General features: G+C 73.4%; 16 protein-coding genes. 7 read left to right on the plus strand and 9 right to left on the minus strand.

The genetic code is table 11. From position 1 onward, the window contains the following. Positions 1-23 precede the first annotated feature (23 nt). Entirely contained in the window at positions 24-977 is a 954-nt protein-coding gene (locus tag HCK04_RS33370; RefSeq protein ID WP_142651351.1) for a tyrosine-type recombinase/integrase, read from the minus strand. 98 nt (positions 978-1,075) lie between these two features. On the opposite strand from HCK04_RS33370, the gene HCK04_RS33375 reads away from it, so the two are divergent. Further along, complete coding sequence (locus HCK04_RS33375; RefSeq protein ID WP_142651352.1) at positions 1,076-4,237, plus strand: BTAD domain-containing putative transcriptional regulator; 3,162 nt, start codon at positions 1,076-1,078, stop codon at positions 4,235-4,237. Here the strand turns inward: HCK04_RS33375 and HCK04_RS33380 are convergent. Continuing rightward, positions 4,197-4,625, minus strand: coding sequence for a glutaredoxin domain-containing protein (locus HCK04_RS33380; RefSeq protein WP_142651353.1), 429 nt, complete (start codon positions 4,623-4,625; stop codon positions 4,197-4,199). The genes HCK04_RS33375 and HCK04_RS33380 overlap by 41 nt on opposite strands. A gap of 83 nt (positions 4,626-4,708) precedes the next feature. Here HCK04_RS33380 and HCK04_RS33385 point away from each other — a divergent pair, with 83 nt between their 5' ends. Together HCK04_RS33385 and HCK04_RS33390 are read left to right on the plus strand one after the other, a co-directional pair. Next, complete coding sequence (locus HCK04_RS33385) at positions 4,709-4,900, plus strand: hypothetical protein (RefSeq protein ID WP_240972057.1); 192 nt, start codon at positions 4,709-4,711, stop codon at positions 4,898-4,900. A gap of 54 nt (positions 4,901-4,954) precedes the next feature. Further along, on the plus strand, positions 4,955-5,458 hold the full coding sequence (locus tag HCK04_RS33390; RefSeq protein ID WP_142651354.1) for a MarR family transcriptional regulator: 504 nt from the start codon (positions 4,955-4,957) through the stop codon (positions 5,456-5,458). Positions 5,459-5,494: 36 nt separating this feature from the next. Here the strand turns inward: HCK04_RS33390 and HCK04_RS33395 are convergent, their stop codons facing one another. Then, on the minus strand, positions 5,495-6,328 hold the full coding sequence (locus HCK04_RS33395; protein ID WP_142651355.1) for an ABC transporter permease: 834 nt from the start codon (positions 6,326-6,328) through the stop codon (positions 5,495-5,497). Beyond that, positions 6,325-7,311: an ATP-binding cassette domain-containing protein gene (locus tag HCK04_RS33400; RefSeq protein WP_142651356.1), complete on the minus strand. Its 987-nt coding sequence runs from the start codon at positions 7,309-7,311 to the stop codon at positions 6,325-6,327. Before HCK04_RS33400 ends, HCK04_RS33395 begins: the two co-directional genes overlap by 4 nt. Before the next feature lie 75 nt (positions 7,312-7,386). Between HCK04_RS33400 and HCK04_RS33405 the strand changes: the two genes are divergently transcribed. From HCK04_RS33405 to HCK04_RS33415, 3 genes are all read left to right on the plus strand, one after another. Next, positions 7,387-8,154 (plus strand): TetR/AcrR family transcriptional regulator, encoded by a 768-nt coding sequence (locus tag HCK04_RS33405; RefSeq protein ID WP_142651357.1) that lies wholly within the window; start codon positions 7,387-7,389, stop codon positions 8,152-8,154. A gap of 169 nt (positions 8,155-8,323) precedes the next feature. After that, positions 8,324-8,878: a DUF2243 domain-containing protein gene (locus HCK04_RS33410; protein ID WP_142651358.1), complete on the plus strand. Its 555-nt coding sequence runs from the start codon at positions 8,324-8,326 to the stop codon at positions 8,876-8,878. Next, the gene (locus HCK04_RS33415; RefSeq protein ID WP_142651359.1) at positions 8,875-9,672 is read left to right on the plus strand and encodes a cytochrome c oxidase assembly protein; all 798 of its coding nucleotides are present in this window, start codon (positions 8,875-8,877) and stop codon (positions 9,670-9,672) included. Before HCK04_RS33410 ends, HCK04_RS33415 begins: the two co-directional genes overlap by 4 nt. An 81-nt stretch (positions 9,673-9,753) precedes the next feature. Here HCK04_RS33415 and HCK04_RS33420 read toward each other — a convergent pair whose 3' ends face one another. Both HCK04_RS33420 and HCK04_RS33425 read right to left on the minus strand, forming a co-directional pair. Further along, a complete protein-coding gene (locus HCK04_RS33420) occupies positions 9,754-10,914 on the minus strand; it encodes a cation:proton antiporter (RefSeq protein ID WP_142651360.1) in 1,161 nt (386 codons plus the stop codon). Between the two features lie 8 nt (positions 10,915-10,922). Further along, positions 10,923-11,405, minus strand: coding sequence for a cation:proton antiporter regulatory subunit (locus HCK04_RS33425; protein ID WP_142651361.1), 483 nt, complete (start codon positions 11,403-11,405; stop codon positions 10,923-10,925). Between the two features lie 119 nt (positions 11,406-11,524). On the opposite strand from HCK04_RS33425, the gene HCK04_RS33430 reads away from it, so the two are divergent. Further along, a complete protein-coding gene (locus tag HCK04_RS33430; protein ID WP_142651362.1) occupies positions 11,525-12,139 on the plus strand; it encodes an XRE family transcriptional regulator in 615 nt (204 codons plus the stop codon). Here HCK04_RS33430 and HCK04_RS33435 read toward each other — a convergent pair. The 3 genes from HCK04_RS33435 to HCK04_RS33445 form a co-directional block, all read right to left on the minus strand. Beyond that, positions 12,048-12,902 carry a class I SAM-dependent methyltransferase gene (locus HCK04_RS33435; protein WP_142651363.1) on the minus strand — a complete coding sequence of 285 codons (855 nt, stop codon included), beginning with the start codon at positions 12,900-12,902 and terminating at the stop codon, positions 12,048-12,050. The two genes, HCK04_RS33430 and HCK04_RS33435, sit on opposite strands and share 92 nt — an antisense overlap. 83 nt (positions 12,903-12,985) lie before the next feature. Further along, a complete protein-coding gene (locus HCK04_RS33440; RefSeq protein ID WP_142651364.1) occupies positions 12,986-13,837 on the minus strand; it encodes an SRPBCC family protein in 852 nt (283 codons plus the stop codon). Then, the gene (locus tag HCK04_RS33445) at positions 13,830-14,399 is read right to left on the minus strand and encodes a helix-turn-helix domain-containing protein (protein WP_142651365.1); all 570 of its coding nucleotides are present in this window, start codon (positions 14,397-14,399) and stop codon (positions 13,830-13,832) included. The genes HCK04_RS33440 and HCK04_RS33445 overlap by 8 nt, the downstream gene beginning before the upstream one ends. Positions 14,400-14,403: the final 4 nt, after the last annotated feature.

The following is a 14,403-nucleotide window of genomic DNA, read 5'->3' on the forward strand; positions in this document are numbered from 1 at the left end:
CATCTGAGGAACGGCAGGCCCGGTCAGCGGGCGGCGCCGGGGACGCGGAGCCGGTCGACGGCTTCGCGGCGGCGCCGCTCGGGCCGCCGGTCGTAGCGCGCGGTGGTGGCGGGGGAGGCGTGGCCCACCAGCGCCTGGGCGGTGGCGAGGTCGACCCCGGCGTCGAGCAGCTCGCCGATGAACGTGCGCCGGAAGTCGTGCGGCGTACGCGGGGAGGCCCCGGCGGCGGCCAGGCGGCGGGAGACGATGTCGGCGATGGCCTGGCCGGTCATGTGGGCCAGGCGCAGCCGCCCGCCCTTGTTGATGGGGCAGAACAGCGGGCCCGTCGCCCGCCCGCGTACGGCGAGCCAGAGATCGAGGCGCTCGACGGCCTCCGCGGTCAGGTAGACCAGCCGTTCCTTGTCGCCCTTGCCGCGCACCCGCAGGGAACGCGCGTCGGGATCGAAGTCGGCCAGGGTGAGCCCGGCGATCTCGGCGCGGCGGCAGCCGGTGGAGTAGAGCGCCGCCAGCATCGCGCCGTCGCGGCGGCCGGCGGGGGAGGGGTCGCCGTCGCACACCTCCAGCACGGCCGCCAGCGCCTCGCTCTCGACGTGCCGTCCCGCCGGGACGCGGGTGTGCTTGTAGGCGGGCAGGTCGGCGGCCCGCTGGTAGTCCTCGCCGCTCATCAGGCCGAGCCGCCACGCTTCCTTCAGCACCCGGCGCAGCGCGACCAGATGCTTGTTGACGTGGGAGGGCGACCAGCCCTGCTCCCGCATCAGCGTCCGCAGCCGGGTGGTGTGCTCGTAGCGGAGCAGTTCCCAGGGCTGGCCGGCGCCGGTCGCCTCCGGGTCGCCGGTGATGAGGCGGGCGATGCGGTCGAGGCAGCCCTTCATCGTGCGCTTGGACTCGGGGCTCTGCAGCGCGTCGAGATACACCTGGTAGGGATCGCGCTCCGGCCGCGCGGGGGTGTTCCGCTCGGGGACGGCGGGGGTGTTCATCACGCCGATCCTACTATGAATCTACATTGTAAAGGCGCTGGGCGGCTACAAGATCATTTACGCCACGAACCAAAACCCTCAACGACAATGAGAGAGCCATGCGAATCGGGATTCTCGGGCCGTTGCGGGTGACCGGCGGCGATATCAAAGGTGCGCGGCTGCGCGTGCTGCTGATCCGGCTCGCTCTGGCACCCGGCAGGGTGGTCACCGCCGAGAGTCTGGCCGAGGACCTGTGGGAGGAGCCGCCCGCGAACCCGGTGGCGGCGCTGCATTCCCTGGTGTCGCGGCTACGACGTGAGCTGCGACACCAGGGAGTGCACGAGGGCTCGCACGGCACAGTGGTGTCGCATCCGGCCGGTTATCTGCTCGACGTCCCGCCGGAGGAGGTAGACGCCGTCGAGTTCGAACGCCTGGTGCGTGCGGGCCGGGCCGAGCGCGATCCCCGGCGTGCCGCGGCCGTGCTGCGGTCGGCCCTGGCGCTCTGGCGGGGTGCGGCGCTCGCCGACGCGGCCGGCCTGCCGTTCGCGCAGGTGGCGGCGGCGCGCCTGGAGGAGCTGCGGCTTTGCGCGCTGGAGGCCCGGGTGGCGGCCGACCTCGCCGTGGCCGACACCGCGGCGGACACGGCGGTGGACACGGCGGCCGCCGGGGCGCTGGTGGCGGAGCTGGAGGAGGTCGTCGCCGCGCATCCGCTGCGCGAGCCGTTCCATGCCCTGCTGATGCGGGCACTGTGCGCGGCGGGGCGGCGCGGGGACGCGCTGGAGGCGTTCGAACGCGTCAGGCGGCGGCTGGCTGACGAGCTGGGCGTCGATCCCGGGCCGGAGCTGCGCGCGGCCCACCTGGAGGCGCTGCGCTACGCGCCTCCGGAAAAGCCCGTACGGGCTGCCGTGCGGGGGAACGTGCCGGCGCCGGTGACGAGCCTGGTGGGGCGGCGGGAGGACGTGGCGCGGGTGCGGGGCCTGCTGTCGGCCGCGCGGCTGGTCACGCTGACCGGGCCGGGCGGCGCGGGCAAGACCAGGCTGGCGGTGGAGGTCGCCGGCGGGCTCGCCGCCGCCTCGGGTGTCTGGCTGGTCGAGCTGGCCGCCGCCGGCGACGCGGCGGACGTGGTGGCCGCCGTGCGGGCGACCGTACCCGCGGCCACGCCCGAGCGGGACGGGGACGTCGCCGCGCGGCCGGCCCTGTCGCCGCTCGACGCGCTGGTGGAGGCGCTGGCGGGCCGGGAGCTCGTGCTCGTGCTGGACAACTGCGAGCACGTGGTGGACGGCGCGGCGGCGCTGGCGGAGCGGCTGCTCGCGGGGGTGCCGGGGCTGCGGATCCTGGCGACCAGCCGAGAGCCGCTGGACGTTCCCGGCGAGCATCTCCATCCGGTGCGGCCGCTGGCGTTGCCCGGCGACGACGTGGACGCGGCGCGGGCGCTGGAGTTCCCCGCGGTGGCGTTGTTCGTGGCGCGGGCGTCGGCCGCGCGGCCGGGGTTCGTGGTGGACGACTCGGTGGTGACCGATGTGGTCGCGGTGTGCCGGCAGCTCGACGGCCTGCCGCTCGCGATCGAGCTGGCTGCGGCCCGGCTGCGGTCGTTCACGATGCGGCAGCTCGCCGAGGCGGTGGGCGAGCGGCTGGCGCTGCGCGGCGGCCGTACGGCGGGGCCGCGGCATCGGTCGCTGCGGGCGGTGATCGAGTGGAGCTGGGATCTGCTGTCGCCGCAGGAGCGCGTGGCGCTGCGCCGGTTGTCGGTGTTCGCGGGCGGGGCGACGGCGGAGGCGGCGCTGCGGGTGTGCGGGGCGGGGCTGGAGACGGTGACCTGCCTGGTGGACAGGTCGCTGGTCGTCGTGGCCGAGCCCGAGGGGACCGCGGACCGGGCGGCGCAGGTGCGTTATCGGCTGCTGGAGACGGTGCGCGCGTACGCGGCCGAGCGGCTGGAGGAGGCGGGCGAGGCGCGGGCCGTACGTGACCGGCATCTGGGCTATTTCGTCGAGGTGGCGGAGGCGGCCGAGCCCGGGTTGCGCACGGCCGAGCAGCTTCGCCTGCTGGCGATGCTGGACGCCGAGCGGGGCAACCTCGACGCGGCGCTGGGCCACGCCGTACGGACCGGGCAGAAGGGGCAGGCGCTGCGGCTGTTCATGGCCAGGCTGTGGGCGTGGACGGTGCGGGGGCGGGGCGACGAGGCGGCGAGGTGGGCGCGGGCCATCCGGGCGGTGCTGGGCGAGGCCGCGCCGCATGGGCTGGAGCTGCCGCACGCGTTGTGCGTGCTGCTGGCGTCCGATGAGCCGTACGCGTCGCCGGAGGCGATGCGCGTGGTCGAGGAGTCGGGCCATCCCGTGGCGTTGTGGGCCTGGATCGTGGGGGTCAGGCCCTCGGGCGGGGCGGTGGATCACTGGCGCAGGGCGCTGGCGGCGATGCGGGCGTTCGGCGATCACGAGGATCCGTGGGCGCGGGCGACCGGGCTGCTGATGGGCGGCATCGGGGAGTTCGAGTACGGCAGGGCGGGGGCGCGGGCGGCTGAGCCGTGGTTGCGTGCGGCGCTGGCGGGCTACCGCGCGCTGGGGGAGCGGTGGGGGTTGTCCCTGGCGCTCTACTGGCTGTCGCTGGTGGCGGAGAATCGGGGGGACGCGGCGGAGGCGCTGACGCTGCTGGAGGAGGCGGCGGAGCTGGCGGGGCTGCTCGGCGGGATGGAGGCGGTGCCCCTCCCGATGATGCTGCGGGTGCGGCTGGCCCAGTTGCGTGCCCGTACGGGTGATGTGGTGGGGGCGGAGCGGGAGCTGGTGTTGGCCGGCGAGGCGGCCGACCGTACGCCGGATCGGCTGGCGGCGGCGCGGGTGCGGCAGGCCGCCGGGGAGGTGGCGCGGCGGCGGGGTGAGCTCGGCGAGGCGGAGCGCCTGCTGGTGGAGGCGCTGGAGCTGGTGGACGGGCAGGCGGACGTGCCGGGGCAGTTCCTGTCGACGGTTCATGTCGAGCTGGCGCGGGTGCGGGCGGAGCTCGGGGATCGCGAGGCGGCGTGGCGGTCGCTGCGTTCGGCGCTGGTGTCGTCGGGGCGGGCGGGTGACGAGACGGTGCGCGCGATGGTGCTGGAGGCGGTGGCGGAGTGGTGTGCCGCCGGTGGGGACCTGCCGCGTGCCGCGCTGGTCGCGGGTGCGGCGCGGACGCTGCGCGGGTTGGACGGCGGGTCGGACGGCGGGTCGGACGGGGTGCACAGGTTGGAACGTGGCCGTCCGAAGCTGAGGTTGGTCAAGGCAGTTGCGCGCGCACCCATCGAGGGTCGGGGTTGACGTGCGGCGTGCCCGCCACGACCACGGTGGGCACCGTCTCGTCGCCGCCGGTGGCGGCCCGGACCGCCGCGGCGCCGTCCGGGTCGCGCCAGATGTCGACCCAGTGCATCCGGTAGGCGTGGCGGCCGAGCCGGGTGCGCAGCCGCATGCAGTAGCGGCAGCCGGGGCGCCAGTAGACGATGGGCCGGCCGTCGGCCGCGGCGCGGCGCAGCGCCTCGGCGGCGCTGACGGACCTGGGGAAGATCAGCGGGGACAGCAGGACGGCGCCGACCAGGAAGATCAGGAGCAGTGTGACGGCGGCGACCGGGGCTCCCCGGGCGATCTGCCGTGCCGCGGCGGCGAGCCCGAGGGCCAGGAAGAGGATCGGGAGCGTCCATCGGCGCAGCATGGCGATCAGGCTAGCGCAGCGTGCTTCGGTGGACAGCGCGCGGGTTTGACTCCGACGTCGGGTCAGGTTCTGGCCTCGCGGCCATGTCGATCACTGTTCCTGACACCTGCTCGGCCATACGGCGGATCCTGCCGGCCCCGGCCGTGGGCGCCGGGTATGCCGTGGGCAACCGGCCTGCCGACACCTATCTGGCGGCGACCGGGCAGACGGCGGCGCAGGCCCTGCATGCCGACAGTTCGGACGTCATCGCCGCCACGCTCCGCCCCGGCGGCTGAGGGCGGCGGCCCGTATCGTTAGCCGGACTAACACAAGGGCGCTAGGATCGCGGCATGACCAGCAGGGCCGAAGCCGCGGACATGCCGCACGACGGTGAGACGAAGACGCCGGAGCGGCTGCGCGGACGTGCCAGCCGCCTGCTCGCGATGGTGGCGGCGCGGGCGGACCGGCTGATGGGCGAGGGGCTGGCCCGGGTCGACGCCCGCAAGTGGCACTACGCGGTGCTCGCCTCGCTGGAGGAGTTCGGCCCGGGCAGCCAGGCGACGCTGAGCCGCCGCACCGGTATCTATCGCAGCGACATGGTGGGCGTCCTCAACGAACTGGCCGAGCGCGGTCTCGTCGAACGGATGCCGGATCCCGACGACCGCCGCCGCAACGTCATCACCATCACCGCGCAGGGGCGGCAGAGCCTGCGCCGCCTCGACAAGGTGCTGGACGACCTCCACGAGGAGCTGCTCGCCCCGCTGACCCCTGCCGAGCGCGACCAGTTCGTGCATCTGCTCACCCGGCTGCTGGACCACCACACCCGGCGGGCCGCGCACCCCCCGGCCTCATAGTCCCGCACTCCGGCGCCGTCAGCGCCGTCAGCGCCGTCAGTGGTCGAGGCGGCGGTAGCGGCGGACCGACAGCGGGAGGAAGACCGAGATGAGCAGCAGCGGCCAGACCAGCGCCATGACCCCGGCGTGCTCGGAGATCCAGGTGGTGCCGCCCGCTCCGGGGTTGCCGAACAGGCCACGGGTGGCGGCCATGGTGGCCGACAGGGGGTTCCATTCGGCGACGGCGGCGAGCCAGCCGGGCATCGTGCCGGTCCAGGCGAAGGCGCTGGACACGAAGCCGACGGGCCAGACGAGGACCTGGACGGCCATGACGGCTTCCGGGCCGCCGAGGGTCAGCCCGAGGTAGATGCCGACCCACAGGAACGCGAAGCGCAGCAGCAACAGCAGCCCGATGGCGAGGGCGGCGCGGGCGGGCCCTTCGTGCCAGCGCCAGCCGACGGCCAGGCCGCAGGCGATCATGACGGCGAGGCCGAGGACGGTGTTGAGCATGTCCGCGGCGCTGCGGCCGAGGACGACGGCGGACGAGCCGATGGGCAGGGAGCGGAAGCGGTCGGTGACGCCCTGGGCGGCGTCGCGGGCGACGGCGGTGAAGGTGGCCTCGATGCCGAAGAGCATTGTCATGGCGTACATGCCGGGCATGAGGTATTCGCGGTAGTCGCCGCCGCCCGGTACGGCCATGGCGCCGCCGAACAGGTAGCCGAACATCAGCACGATCATGACGGGGAACAGCAGGCCGGCCACGACCTGGCCGGGTTTGCGGGCCCAGTGGCCGAGATCGCGCAGGGTGACGGTCCAGCCGTCGGCCAGAGTCCAGCGCAGTCGCGCGGCCGGGGTGCGGGGGATCTCGGGTGCGGTGACGGTCGTGCTCATGCGGCGGATTCCTTCCTCGCGTTCTTCCTGGTGCCGGTCAGGTGGAGGAAGACCTCGTCCAGGGAGGGCCGGCGTACGGCGATGTCGGCGACGGCGACGCCCGCGGCGTCGAGGGCGCGCAGGACCTCGGGGAGCGCGGCGGACCGGTCGCGTACGGGTGCGCTGACCCGGCGGGTGTCGGCGTCCACGTCGACGGACACACCATCCGAGACCGCACCCGAGACGCCCTCCGCTCGGCCGACGATCGCGGCGGCGGCGGGCAGGTCGGCGGTGTGGCGCACGACGACGTCGAGGCGGTCGCCGCCGAGCGCGGACTTCAGCTCGTCGGGAGAGCCCTCGGCGACGACGCGGCCGGCGTCGACGACCGAGACGCGGGAGGCCAGCTGGTCGGCCTCCTCCAGGTATTGGGTGGTGAGAAGCACGGTGGTGCCCTCGGCGACGAGGGCGCGGACGGCCTCCCATACCTCGGTGCGGCCGCGCGGGTCCAGGCCGGTGGTGGGCTCGTCGAGGAACAGCACCGGAGGGGAGCAGATCATGCCGACCGCCAGGTCGAGGCGGCGGCGCATGCCGCCGGAGTAGTTCCCGACCGGTTTGGTCCCGGTGTCGGCGAGGCCGAACCGGTCGAGCAGTTCGTCGGCCCGGACGCGGGCCGCGGCCGGGCACAGGTGGTGAAGGCGGCCGAACATGACGAGGTTCTGCCTGCCGCTGAGGACCTCGTCGAGCGCGGCGTGCTGGCCGACGAGGCCGATGCTGCGGCGCACGTCGGCGGGCTGCCGTACGACGTCGAAGCCGGCGACGCGGGCCGTGCCGCCGTCCGGGCGCAGCAGCGTGGTGAGTATGCGGACGGCGGTGGTCTTGCCTGCGCCGTTCGGCCCGAGCAGGCCGTGCACCGTGCCCGCGCCGACCGTCAGGTCGAGGCCGTCGAGGGCGGGGGTGTTCCCGTATCGCTTGCGCAGCCCGTCGGCCGCGATCGCGTGCGTCATCGCGCTTCCTCCAAAGGTTCCGTACGGCGTACCGTACAGCATACGGAGTCGCGCTGCGCATAGAATTCGCGGGCGATGACGGAGTACAGCTCGCAGGGAGACCCGGCGCGGAGTCTGGCCCTGCTGTGGCGCACCGGGGAGCGGACCGGGCGCAAGGGCAAGCCGGAGATCGGGGTCGACCGGATCGTGCGCGCGGCGATCGAGGTCGCCGACGCCGAGGGCTTGGCCGCGCTGTCCATGCGCAAGGTCGCCGAGCAGCTCGGGGTGGGGACGATGTCCCTGTACACCTACGTCCCCGGCAAGGCGGAGCTGATCGACGTCATGCTCGACACCGCGTACGGCGAGCTGCCCGCGCCCGAGGAGGTGCCGGGCGGCTGGCGGGGCAGGCTGGAGCTGATCGCGCGGGAGAACCTGGCGCTTTATCGGCGGCACCCGTGGATGCTGCAGGTGTCGTCGCTCACCCGGCCGCCGTTGGGCCCCAACCTCATCGCGAAGTACGACTACGAGCTGCGGGCCGTCGACGGCATCGGCCTGGACGACCTCGAGATGGACTCGGTCGTCACGCTGCTGAACGGCTATGTGAGCGGAGCGGCGCGGGGCGCGGTGGAGGCGGCGCAGGCGCCGGGCGAGACCGGCGTCACCGACGAGCAGTGGTGGCACGCGCACGCGCCCTATCTGGCCAGGGTGTTCGACCCCCGGCGTTACCCGGTGGCCGCCCGGGTCGGCGCGGCAGCGGGCGAGGCGTACAACGCGGCCTACGATCCCGACCAGGCATTCGAGTTCGGCCTGCAGCGCGTGCTCGACGGCATCGAGGCGTTCGTCGCCGCCCGCACCGCCGGGTGAGGCGCTGGTCAAAGAGTCGGTAGGCCCGGCGGCCGGCCCGCGCGTGCCTGCGTGACTACACCCTCGCGTCCGGGGAACCTGCCCTCGCGGAGATCCGCACAGGAGAACCGGCGCAGGAGAACCAGCGCAGGAGAACCAGCGCAGTGGCGTGGGGGACGGAGGCACGGTGATGGCGACCACCGCGGGCGAGGCCCGGGCCGGTGCGACGCCGGTCGGGCTGCGGCTGCCGGGCATCGTGCTCGGGGTGGGGCTCGGCGGGTTCGCCGACGGCATCCTGCTGCACCAGCTCCTGCAGTGGCATCACATGCTGAGCAGCACCGACAGCGACAACATCGGGGTGAGGTTCTACAACCCGCGCACCGTCTCCGGCCTGGAGATGAACACCGTGTGGGACGGCGTCTTCCACACCGTGTGCTGGCTGGCGGTGCTCGCCGGCCTCGCCATCCTCTACTCCAGGGTCACCCGTCACCGGCGCCGGGTGTGGACCTCGCGGGTGCTGTGGGGGTGGATCCTGGCCGGGTGGGGGATCTTCAACCTGGTCGAAGGCGTCCTGGACCACCACATCCTTGGCATCCATCATGTCCGGGGCGGGCCCCACCAGCTCTGGTGGGACATCGGGTTCCTCGTCCTGGGCGCGCTGCTGCTCGCCGGGGGCTACCTGCTCGCGCGCAGCGGCCGCTCCTTCGACCCGGCCGATCCTCCCGCCAGGGCCGTCGCGCGATGAACCACCATGACGCGGCGGACCACGCCGCGCTTCTCGCCCTGCTCCTCGCCCTGTTTCTCGCCCTGGTCGTCTACCTGCGCCTGGCGCGGCGGGCGCGCCGCCGCAACCCGGTCGCGGGCTGGAGCCGGCGGCGTACGGCCTGCTTCGCCACCGGGCTCGCGCTGTCGGCGGCGGCGCTGCTGCCGCCCGTCGCGTCGTTCGCGCATGCCGACTTCCGCGGCCACATGGTGCAGCATCTGCTCCTCGGCATGTACGCCCCGCTCGCCCTGGTGCTGGGCGCGCCGGTCACCCTGCTGCTGCGGGCCATGCCCGTCGCGGGCGCGCGGCGGCTGTCCGCCGTCGTGCACAGCGGTGCCGGCCGGTTGCCGACCCATCCGGTGACCGCACTGCTGCTGTCCACCGGCAGCCTCGTGGTGCTGTATTTCACCCCGCTCTACAACGCCGTGACGGCCCGGCCCGCGGGGCACTGGCTGCTGCACACGCACTTCCTGCTGTCGGGCTGCCTGTTCGCGCACGTCATCGCAGGTCCCGACCCCGCGCCGGCCCGGCCGGGCGTACGGGCCCGTCTGGTCTGTCTGGGCTGTGCCATCGCCGTGCACGCGGTCGTCGCGCAGCTGATGTACGGCGGCTTCTGGGTGGATGTGCACGCGCCCGTCGCCGAGGTCCGGGGCGGCGCGGAGATCATGTACTACGGCGGGGACATCGCCGAGCTTCTCCTCGCGGCCGCCCTCGTGTCGACCTGGCGGCCGGAACGCCGCTCCAGGTCCGTCGCCCGCCGCGCCGTGCGGGCCTGAGACCCGTACGGGGCCGGAAACGCGCCGGCCTGCCGCCGCATGGTGCGGGGGCAGGCCGGTGGGGGGAGTGTGGGGGTGGTGTCAGGCGCGGCTCGCCACGCGCACGAGGAGCGGCTGCACGAGCCGGGCCGCCAGGGGACCGAAGGCCGCCAGGATCAGGACGTACGCCGCCGCCAGAGCGCCCAGGTCGGGATGGGCTCCGGCGGCGACCGCCAGACCGGCGATGACGATGTTGAACTCACCGCGGGGGATGAGCGCGATGCCCGCGCGGACCCGGCCGGCGCGGGCGATGCCGGCGCGGCGGGCCGCGTAGATGCCGGTCATCAGCTTCGTGATCATCGTCACCAGGGCCAGGCCCGCGGCCAGGGCGGCGGCGGGCAGGATCTTGGTGGGGTCGGTCTGCAGGCCGAAGAACACGAAGAAGACCGCGGCGAACAGATCGCGCAGCGGCGCGAGCAGCGCCTGGGCGTCCTCGGCCAGCTCGCCCGACAGCGCGATGCCGACGAGGAACGCCCCGACCGCGGCCGACACCTGCAGCTGCTGGGCCAGCCCGGCGACCAGCAGCGCCAGCCCGACCACCTTGAGCACGAGGACCTCGGAGTTGGGGCTGGCGACGAACGCCTCGATGTAGCGGCCGAAGCGCAGCGCGACCAGCAGGACCACGCTCACCGCGGCGAGCGCGATGGCCACGGTGACCGCGCCGGCGAACAGGCTCAGCCCCGCCAGCATGGCGGTCAGGACAGGCAGGTAGATCGCCATCGTGAGGTCTTCGAAGACCAGCAGTGACAGCACCACCGGGGTCTCGCGGTTACCAATCCAGCCCAGATCGGACAGAACCTTGGCGGTGATGCCCGAGGAGGTGGCGTAGGTGACGCCCGCCATGGCCACGGCGGCGACCGGTCCCCAGCCGAGGATCAGCGCGCAGGCGGCGCCCGGCGCCGCGTTGAGCACGAGGTCGACCAGACCGGCGCGGGCGTTGCCCTTGAGGCTGGTCATGAGCTCGTCGGCGTTGTATTCCAGGCCGAGGGTGAGCAGCAGCAGGATGACGCCTAATTCCGCCCCGGTGGCGATGAACTCCTCGCTGGTGGCCAGCGGGAGGATGCCACCGGTGCCGAAGGCCAGGCCCGCGATGAGGTAGAGCGGGATGGGGGAGATGCCGACGCGCAGCGCCAGCGCTCCGAGGATGCCGAGTCCGAGGACGACGGCGCCGAATTCCAGAAACAGTATCGCCGTATTGTGCACGCGTTGCCTCAGCCGCTGGCGAAGATGTCGGCGACGGCGGCGGTGCTGTCCTCGCTGCCCACCACGACCACGATGTCGTCCCCGGAGAGGACGAAGTCGGGGGCGGGGCTGGCGAACACGTGCCCGGCGCGGACGACGGCCACGATGGAGGCTCCGGTGCGGGTGCGCACCTGGGCCTCGCCCATGGGCCGGCCGGCGTACGGGGAGCCCGGCGCGATCGGGAGCTGGACGCTGACCAGGCCCTCGACCTCGCGGTGCAGGGCGTTGAGCCGCTGGACGATGCGGGGGGCGCCGAGGAGCTCGACGAGCGCGTCCGCCTCCTCGTCGTTGAGTTTCACCGTCTCGCAGGCCCTGTCGGGATCATCGGGATCGTAGATCACCAGGTCGCGCCGGCCTGTGCGGTGGGAGACGACACCTATACGCCGTCCCGAGCGCGTGGTGAACTCGTGCCGAAGCCCGATTCCCGGCAACACCGTCTGCTCGACATCCACGGCGCTGCTCCTCCGTTCAGATAAGTCAATGGGTACCCAGGAACCTACCAACAATGGACGGAGGTCTCATTTCGGGTCCTCTTGGCATGTGTCGTTGCCGTTATGGCAATCTGGCGTGCGTGGACGACGACCTCGAACACGCGCTCGTCTCGGTCGGGCCCCGGCTGCGTGCGCTGCGCAAACAGCGCGAGACGACGCTCGCCGACCTGTCGGCGGCGACCGGCATCTCGGTGAGCACGCTGTCGAGGCTGGAGTCGGGCGCGCGGCGGCCGACCCTCGAACTGCTGCTGCCCCTGGCCAAGGCCCATGGGGTCACGCTCGACGAGCTCGTGGACGCCCCGCCGACGGGGGATCCGCGCATCCATCTGCGGCCGGTCGTCCGCTTCGGGATGACGATGCTGCCGCTGACCCGCCGGGCCGGGGGCATCCAGGCGTACAAGCTGGTGATCCCGGCGGGCAGCGCCAGGAGGTCGCCGGAGCCGAAGACCCACGAGGGTTACGAGTGGCTCTACGTGCTGAACGGGCGGCTGCGGCTCGTCCTCGGCGAGCGGGATCTGGTGCTGTCTCCAGGGGAGGCGGCCGAGTTCGACACCCGGCTGCCGCACTGGTTCGGCGCCGCCGACGAGGGCGCGGTCGAGTTCCTCAGCCTGTTCGGCAGCCAGGGCGAGCGCGCCCACCTGCGTGCCCGCCCAAAGGCGAAGCAGGAGCCTGCGCCGGACGGCGGGCGAGAGTGAGCAGGTGCCCGCTGACCCCGAGAAGCGACGGCACGCGTTCGAGCGTGCGCTGGGCGTCGAGCATGAGCCTGCGGCGCTCGGGGTCGTCGAGCCAGTCGTCCACGTCGCCGTCCAGCCAGAAGGCGCCCTCCAGGCCGTAGCGCTCGGCGCCGGGGAGCCCGGCGTCGGCGAACTCCCCCGGCACCTCGTCGGGCTCGTGCAGGTAGGCGGGGAAGCCCTGCGCAGGACCCAGCAGGCGGCCGTTCTCCATGGCCTCCCGGGCGGCCCGGCGGTGCGGCTCGTGTTCGTAGACCCCCAGGTAGACCATGTCGTGCACGGCCGCGTAGCGGCTGATCGTGGCGGCGGCCACCAGCCCGCCGGGGCGCACCACGCGGCGCGCCTCGGCCAGGGCGGTGACCCGGTCGGCGCGGTCGGGCAGGTGATAGAGCGGGCCCAGCAGCAGGACCGCGTCGGCGCTCGTGTCCGGCAGGGGCAGGTCGCGTGCGTCGCCCAGCCGCGCGGTCACGCCCGGCAGGGCCCCGGCCCGCTCGACGTGGAGCGGGACCGGGTCGAGCAGTTCGACCTCGTAGCCGTCGGCGACCAGCCACTCGGCGTGCACCCCGGTGCCGCCGCCGATGTCGAGCACCCGGGCGGGTGGTGACGGCAGGGCCCGGCGCAGCACGTCCTGCGTCCGCCACAGCTCCAGCCGGCCCCGGCCCGTACGGAGCCTGCCGTCCTCCTTGCCCTGCTCGTAGTAGGTGAGGACGTCCGGGGTCACCGTCATGACCGATCACACTCCGGTTCATGTGTGAGGGCGGGGCCGTGCTGGTGGGGCGGGGCTGGTGGGGGCGGGGTCGTCGGGGCCGGTCAGGCCGCGGGCTCGGCGGGGAGCCAGAACCGGTGACTGCCGGGGTTCTCATGGTAACGGCGCAGCGCGGCGATGCCGCTGAGCCAGCCGGTCCAGGCGGCGTACGGCGGCTTGCCGGTGTCGAAGCCGCTCTGGACGAACGTCAGGCGGGTCTTGCCGCCGCTGTCCTCCAGCTCCCAGGTGACGACGCCCGCCGGTCCCCAGTCGGTCGCCATGGTCTTGCCGGGAACCAGATCGATGATCTTCGCGGGGCTCGGGTCGGCGTCCAGGCCGCCCATGGCGAAGCGCCCGCCGACGTGCGGCTCGATGCCGACGGGGAAGCCGAACCAGTCGCTCGCCTTGTCCGAGTCGACCAGGGAGTCGAAGACCTGCTCGACCGGCGCGTCGATGACGGTCTCGCCGCGGAAGTCGGCCGAGGTGAAGTCGGGCTGGGGCCCGATCTCGCGCCCCTCGAGGTAGTCGGCCAGGTTGGACAGCGCCATCGACCAGAAGGTCTGCAGCACGCCCCGGATGCTCGCCCCGGTGATGACGTCCTGGAAGTCGAAGTGGGTCTGCGACAGAGCCAGGACGGTCGTGTCCGGGGTCTCCTCCGTCAGCGTGATCTCGGTGGTCGTCTCCACGCCGTCCAGCAGCCAGGCGAAGCGCAGCGTGTGGTCGTCGGCGTGCAGGACGCGCTGGTGAGGGGCGTCGCCCTCGGGCGTACGGCGGCCCCAGAACGCGTACCGGCCGGGCAGGTCGGACTCGGCGTGCTCGGCCAGCCACACCCGCATCGCCGCGGCGTCGGTCAGCGCGTGGCGGACCTCCTTCACCGGGGCGGCGAGGCGGACGCGGATGATCATCGGCTCAGTCATGGTCGTCTCCTCGGAAATGATGGGGATAGCAGGCAACGACGAGCTTGAAGGCGTCGCCTTCTGCGCCGCCGTAGCGGGTGAACAGGTCCTGCAGCATGGTGCGCAGGTCGGCCAGGAACTCCTGGCGTCGTTCCGGTGACACGTGCACCTCGCCGGACACGCCGATGGACGGCAGCTCCGGCGCGGTGCGGTCGAGGGCGGCGATGTCCGCCTGCACCTCTTCCATGAGGTCGAGCAGGTAGCCCAGGCTGAGCTCGTCCTGGCGCCGGCGCAGCCCGCCGATGCGGCCCACCAGGCCCGGCGACAGCCAGTAGGAGCGGGCGCTCGCCTGGTAGATGCCTTCGGTGATGCCGCGCACCCGCCGTTCGGAGACCTGCTCGACCAGGCCCGCCTCCACGAGGCGTTTGACGTGGTAATAGACGCGCTGCGGCGTCTGGTCGAGCACCGCCGCCACCTCGGTGCACGTGCGCGGCTCGGCCAGTTGCCGCAGCACTTCGATGCGCTGCGGTTTGAGCAGTGCCTCGGCCTGCTCGATCTGCTCCAGGTACAGGACGTCTCTCATTGCA

The organism is Microbispora sp. CL1-1, from assembly GCF_012034195.1.
GTDB lineage: Bacteria > Actinomycetota > Actinomycetes > Streptosporangiales > Streptosporangiaceae > Microbispora.

What these genes read in the sequence shown, in the direction of transcription:
- HCK04_RS33440 (WP_142651364.1), bottom strand. Translation starts at nt 13,837, where the DNA reads ATGACTGAGCCGATGATCATCCGCGTCCGCCTCGCCGCCCCGGTGAAG.
- HCK04_RS33445 (WP_142651365.1), bottom strand. Translation starts at nt 14,399, where the DNA reads ATGAGAGACGTCCTGTACCTGGAGCAGATCGAGCAGGCCGAGGCACTG.
- HCK04_RS33385 (WP_240972057.1), top strand. Translation starts at nt 4,709, where the DNA reads ATGTCGATCACTGTTCCTGACACCTGCTCGGCCATACGGCGGATCCTG.
- HCK04_RS33395 (WP_142651355.1), bottom strand. Translation starts at nt 6,328, where the DNA reads ATGAGCACGACCGTCACCGCACCCGAGATCCCCCGCACCCCGGCCGCG.
- HCK04_RS33405 (WP_142651357.1), top strand. Translation starts at nt 7,387, where the DNA reads ATGACGGAGTACAGCTCGCAGGGAGACCCGGCGCGGAGTCTGGCCCTG.
- HCK04_RS33415 (WP_142651359.1), top strand. Translation starts at nt 8,875, where the DNA reads ATGAACCACCATGACGCGGCGGACCACGCCGCGCTTCTCGCCCTGCTC.
- HCK04_RS33370 (WP_142651351.1), bottom strand. Translation starts at nt 977, where the DNA reads ATGAACACCCCCGCCGTCCCCGAGCGGAACACCCCCGCGCGGCCGGAG.
- HCK04_RS33380 (WP_142651353.1), bottom strand. Translation starts at nt 4,625, where the DNA reads ATGCTGCGCCGATGGACGCTCCCGATCCTCTTCCTGGCCCTCGGGCTC.
- HCK04_RS33400 (WP_142651356.1), bottom strand. Translation starts at nt 7,311, where the DNA reads ATGACGCACGCGATCGCGGCCGACGGGCTGCGCAAGCGATACGGGAAC.
- HCK04_RS33435 (WP_142651363.1), bottom strand. Translation starts at nt 12,902, where the DNA reads ATGACGGTGACCCCGGACGTCCTCACCTACTACGAGCAGGGCAAGGAG.
- HCK04_RS33375 (WP_142651352.1), top strand. Translation starts at nt 1,076, where the DNA reads ATGCGAATCGGGATTCTCGGGCCGTTGCGGGTGACCGGCGGCGATATC.
- HCK04_RS33410 (WP_142651358.1), top strand. Translation starts at nt 8,324, where the DNA reads ATGGCGACCACCGCGGGCGAGGCCCGGGCCGGTGCGACGCCGGTCGGG.
- HCK04_RS33390 (WP_142651354.1), top strand. Translation starts at nt 4,955, where the DNA reads ATGACCAGCAGGGCCGAAGCCGCGGACATGCCGCACGACGGTGAGACG.